The following is a 5,071-nucleotide window of genomic DNA, read 5'->3' as shown; positions in this document are numbered from 1 at the left end:
GGAATAATCTGTACCCTCTAACCTGTACCCTATTCCCTTCCCCAATCCCCAGCGATCGCATCTTCAAATTCAGATCATTCGTGTTCATCACGTATAATGGTCAAACCTAAAGCTTTGTAGGCACTTAGCATATTATTAGATACCGTAGGTGCAGTTACTAGGTAAGTCAGGGCATGAATAGACTCCACTAGATAAGGAGCAGCGGTGTCTAATTTTTCTGCTGTGACTAATCCGACTACCTCAGCCGATCCAGCAATCATCGCTCGTTTGACATGGGCTTCGTCTAAGTTAGGTACACTAATCCCAACTTCTGGATGTAAACTGCAAACCCCTAACATGCACAAATCTGCACGAATCATCCGTAATGTCTCAATGGTGACAGTACCCACATTCACCAAGGCTTTTTTGTAGAGTTGTCCACCTAACATCACAACTTCTATATGGGGATGTTCTGCTAAAGCAACTGCTATTGGCGGACTATTTGTGATCACTGTTGCATGCAAATCTAGGGGCAAATGACGGGTTACTTGGAGAGTTGTTGTACCTCCGTCTAAAATCACCACCTGTCCTGTACAAACTAATTTTGCTGCTGTCCGAGCGATCGCTTCCTTTTCCTTTGGCGCTTGCTTTTGGCGATCGGCATAACTAGCGGTGGCTGGAGATTTGAGGAGCGCTCCCCCATGAACGCGTTGCAATAGTCCCGTTTCTGCCAGTTCTCGCAAATCCCGACGAATCGTATCCTCAGAAACTTTCAGAACAGCACTAAGTTCTGTCGAAAGTACCTTTTTATCACGACGCAGAATTTCTAAGATGAATTGTCGTCGTTCAGCAGTTAGCATAATTAATTTTCCTGAAAATGCGTTTTTGGACTTGAAATTGCACGTTTGTGAGTTTATACTTATTGATATGCAAGTCTTTGTACGGTAATCCGTAACTTCAATTGAATTCAAGCATATTCATGCACAATTGAATGTATTGATTTTGGCACTTGATGAAATCACACGGTTCCACAATGGTTCTGAGTGGTTGGCTTGAGCTTGAATAATTGTTGCTCAATGGGGGTTTTAACAATTTTTTTGTAGTGCGATCGCGCATTCGGTCTGTTCAAATTGTTTTTTATTCAATCAATAAACCATGACTACTATTAATACCCAATTTCCGATTGATCTCGGTGCTTACCAATTTTTAGCGCTCAATCCAGCAAATTCCAGCCTTACCGCCCAACAGCGAGAAACTCTAAAAGCGAATATTCAACTCTGCCGGGATGCGATCGTCTTTTTTACGGCGACTGGCGCTGCTAGCGGAGTGGGTGGCCATACTGGTGGGCCTTATGATACAGTGCCAGAGGTGATGATTCTCGATGCCTTTTTCCGGGGAGCATCAGAGCAATTTGTGCCGATTTTCTTTGATGAAGCAGGACATCGAGTCGCCACCCAATATCTAATGGCAACCTTGCATGGTGACTTACCTGCCGAGCAACTTTTACGTTATCGGCAAGCACATTCCCATTTACCGGGACACCCCGAACTAGGGCTAACTCCTGGTGTGAAATTTAGTTCTGGCCGCCTGGGCCATGTTTGGCCTTACATCAATGGTGTGGCAATGGCGAATCCAGGCAAAGCTGTTTTCTGTCTTGGTTCTGATGGATCGCAACAAGAAGGCAACGATGCTGAAGCTGCTCGCTTGGCTGTTGCTCAACATCTCAACGTCAAGCTGATTATTGATGACAATGATGTCACGATCGCTGGACATCCTTCTAAATATTTACCTGGTTTTAGTGTCGCCAAAACCTTAGAAGGGCACGGGTTAAAAGTACTTCAGGGAGACGGGGAAGATTTAGACGATTTATACCGTCGTATTTGCGAAGCTGTAAATACTCCCGGAGCGATCGCTATTATCAATAAACGCCCGATGTGTCCTGGTATTGAAGGTTTAGAAGGCTCCACTCATGGTCATGATGTAATTTCTGTAGATTTAGCACTTAAGTATTTAGAATCTCGCGGACAAACTGCGGCTGTCGAATACCTTAAAAGTATTGAGAAACCCAAACAAACATATACGTTTCTGGGTTCCAGTGACAAATGGGGCGCTAACCGCAGTGTGTTTGGTGAAGCTGTGGTGGGTGTTCTCGATCGCATGAGTGAAGCGGAGCGTAAAGAAAAAATTAGGGTCATTGATAGTGACTTAGAAGGCTCCTGCGGTTTGAAGAAAATTCATGATACATACCCAGAAATATTTATTTCCTCCGGCATTATGGAACGGAGCAACTTCTCTGCTGCGGCTGGATTCGGGATGGAGAAAGGCAAGCAAGGTATTTTTGCCACCTTCAGCGCCTTCTTAGAAATGTGTATCTCAGAAATTACAATGGCACGGCTGAACTATTCCAATGTTCTGTGTCACTTTTCCCATGCGGGTATAGATGACATGGCAGATAACACCTGCCACTTCGGTTTGAACAATATGTTTGCCGACAATGGCTTGGATGATGGCTACCAAACACAGTTGTATTTCCCAGCAGATGTTAATCAAATGACAGCTTGTGTAGAAGCTGTGTTCTTTGAGCCTGGATTGCGGTTTATTTTCTCCACCCGTTCTAAAGTGCCCAATATTAAGGACAGCAACGGCAATGACTTCTTTGGCAATGGTTACAAATTTGTTCCCGGTAAAGATGAAGTAATACGAGAAGGGACGCAAGGTTACATCATCAGTTTTGGCGATGCTCTCTACCGTTCCCTAGATGCTGTAGAGCGTCTTAAACAAGAAGGGCTAGACGTTGGTTTGGTTAACAAAGCAACTTTAAACACCATTGATGAAGAAATAATTACCAAAGTTGGTAATGCTCCTTTTGTGCTTGTAGTAGAAGCCTTCAACCGTCGCACTGGCTTAGGCAGTCGTTTCGGTTCTTGGCTACTAGAGCGGGGTTTGACTCCCAAATATGCCCATCTTGGAACTCACAAAGAAGGTTGCGGCGGTTTGTGGGAACAGTACCCATATCAAGGTATCGATCCAGTGAGCATCATCAACAAAGTGAAGGAGTTAGTTGGAAAAAGTTAATTCATTTATTAGGGCATAGCAGGGTAGCAGTGGAGAAGTGGCAGTAAATTTTTCCCCTCTGCCCCTCTGCTCCCCTGCTTCCTCTTTCTCTGCCAACTTTTGCCAAACTTGCAAGCTTTGCTGAAAATGGCTTAAACCTGTATTGATGCGATCGCTAATATAATTATCTAGACCAAAAACAAATTCTAAACTAGCGTGTAATTCTGGCTCTAAGGTAATACCACGATTGTGCAACTCTCTAATGGCAAAGTGGAGTTCATAACTATGTTCCCAGACTTGCTCGACAGTGGAATAATGCTTGGCAACTTGAGGAGGTTGGTGTTGTGCAGCATTGTTTGCTAACACTGTCGCAAATAAAGAGTCAGTTTCCTGTTGTAGAAATTGCAGCAGTGATTGAGTTGTCATGTCAAACCGAATCGGTGTCGCCGCCCAACTAGCAAAATCTGGTGCTAAACGCGCTACCTTTTGCAACACTTTGTCATTCACCCATACAATCATTGGAAATGGGTGGCGTTTGCGAAATTCATCCCGAATATGATTAATAGACCTCAGAAAATCGTCGAGTCCATCTACTGACTCTAAACCCAAAATCATCAACGCCGATGGCGGATTAGCTTCGGTTAGCAGCTGTAAATGAATACTTGTGTAAAGACTCCTGGCATTATGCGGCAGAATTACCTTTTGAATATGGTGTACTCCTGAAGAGATTTCTTCGAGTCGTTGCAGCATAAGTTCTTGCAAAACTCGATAATTGCAGCACACCAAAACCAGGGAGAATTGACCGCTAGAAAGGGTAATTGCTCTCCCCAAACTCCGTAAAGCACGCTCATTAGCTGCTCTGATATCTACTTGTGCGTGTCGTTCAACCATGATTTAAACTTTTCCGTCTCTGCTAAAACTGGGTTGACGGCAAACCAAGCTCCCTGATGATCGCGGTATTCAAATACAAATAGACTTCGCAAAAGGGTGTGGTATTCTATATCACCTCTAACTCGTTGCTGTTGCACTACCTGAAAGATTAGTTCCCACTCATGGGGGTCGATAGCGTTGGCTCGGTAATCCCGCTGTCTTTGAATTACCAGTTCGACACATTCCCGCTCAAAGGGTGGATCTTGTTCTCGCAAACAGTCAAACAGTAAACCTAGTAAGTCGCGTACATGACCACCACTCATTAGGCATAATCGATCTAAGGTTTCTAAACTATCAAACACCTCTGTAATTAAGCCTAACCGATCGCTAGGTAAAATGTCTGGAAAACCTCTAGCTAGCACCATTTGCCGCATCATTGATAGCCCTTGGGGAAAAATCTCACCAGAGCGCAAACGCACAGGTATCATCGGTAACATTTTTGGGGCAACTCCACCCCCCAAACGATGCTGAAGTTCGGCGCTATCGTTGGAGAAAGTTAGGGCTAAAGGAATAGTATAGACTACATGACAATTCAGTTTGCGTAACTGTTCGCCACGCTGAATAAATAAATATTCTGGCAGCGATCGCCCCGATGGTAAAGGTCTAATTGCGACTCGATCCAAGTTATCAACAATTACCACTAATCCTTTTTTACCCCTGGCTTTGAGTTCTTTGTTGGCAGGTTCTAGTAATTCTTGATTAATTGACTGTAAAATATTTGCGGTTCGCGGTTCTAAATAATCTCTTAATCGCCGCCGCAATTGGGGACTTTCTTTCGTTTTAGCTGTAATTTTGGCAATCCCTACAGATAACTCTGCTTCTACCCCAACGTCAATTGGCGTCTGCAAGAAATCCACAACTTCACCAAACAACTTGCTAAAGTAGCGAGGCTTGAGCCTAATTTTCATCCCTTCTAGACTTTCACTCACCTGTCCAGCGATCGCCAACAAAATATCAGTCACATCCACATCAGCCATTTCTAAGACATGGGTAGACTCAAAGTAAACTACATGAAATTGCTCCACTTCTAACTCAGCTTTCAGGCGCAACAACTCCGTTGATTTTCCACAGCCAAGATGTCCTGTAAATAGTTGACAGGTTGGTGTAT

At 44.0% G+C, this 5,071-nt stretch carries 3 protein-coding genes and 1 pseudogene; 1 reads left to right on the top strand and 3 read right to left on the bottom strand.

Features of this window, described 5'->3' with window-relative positions; all coding sequences use genetic code 11:
* Positions 1-74 precede the first annotated feature (74 nt).
* The gene (locus IQ229_RS12550) at positions 75-839 is read right to left on the bottom strand and encodes a DeoR/GlpR family DNA-binding transcription regulator (protein ID WP_193945782.1); all 765 of its coding nucleotides are present in this window, start codon (positions 837-839) and stop codon (positions 75-77) included.
* 295 nt (positions 840-1,134) lie between these two features.
* Between IQ229_RS12550 and IQ229_RS12545 the strand changes: the two genes are divergently transcribed.
* Positions 1,135-3,054, top strand: coding sequence for a transketolase C-terminal domain-containing protein (locus tag IQ229_RS12545; RefSeq protein WP_194044133.1), 1,920 nt, complete (start codon positions 1,135-1,137; stop codon positions 3,052-3,054).
* A 54-nt stretch (positions 3,055-3,108) separates the two neighbouring features.
* Here IQ229_RS12545 and IQ229_RS12540 read toward each other — a convergent pair.
* Positions 3,109-3,924 (bottom strand): annotated as a pseudogene (locus tag IQ229_RS12540) (hypothetical protein); the annotation flags it as partial.
* A partial coding sequence (locus IQ229_RS12535) for a P-loop NTPase fold protein (protein ID WP_194044131.1) occupies positions 3,900-5,071 on the bottom strand: 1,172 nt, incomplete at its 5' end. The pseudogene IQ229_RS12540 and the gene IQ229_RS12535, both read right to left, overlap by 25 nt.

It is taken from the genome of Nostoc cf. edaphicum LEGE 07299 (assembly GCF_015207245.1).
GTDB lineage: Bacteria > Cyanobacteriota > Cyanobacteriia > Cyanobacteriales > Nostocaceae > Nostoc > Nostoc edaphicum_B.
Note: the sequence above shows the minus strand (reverse complement) of the source record. Positions and strands in the feature narration are given on the sequence as shown.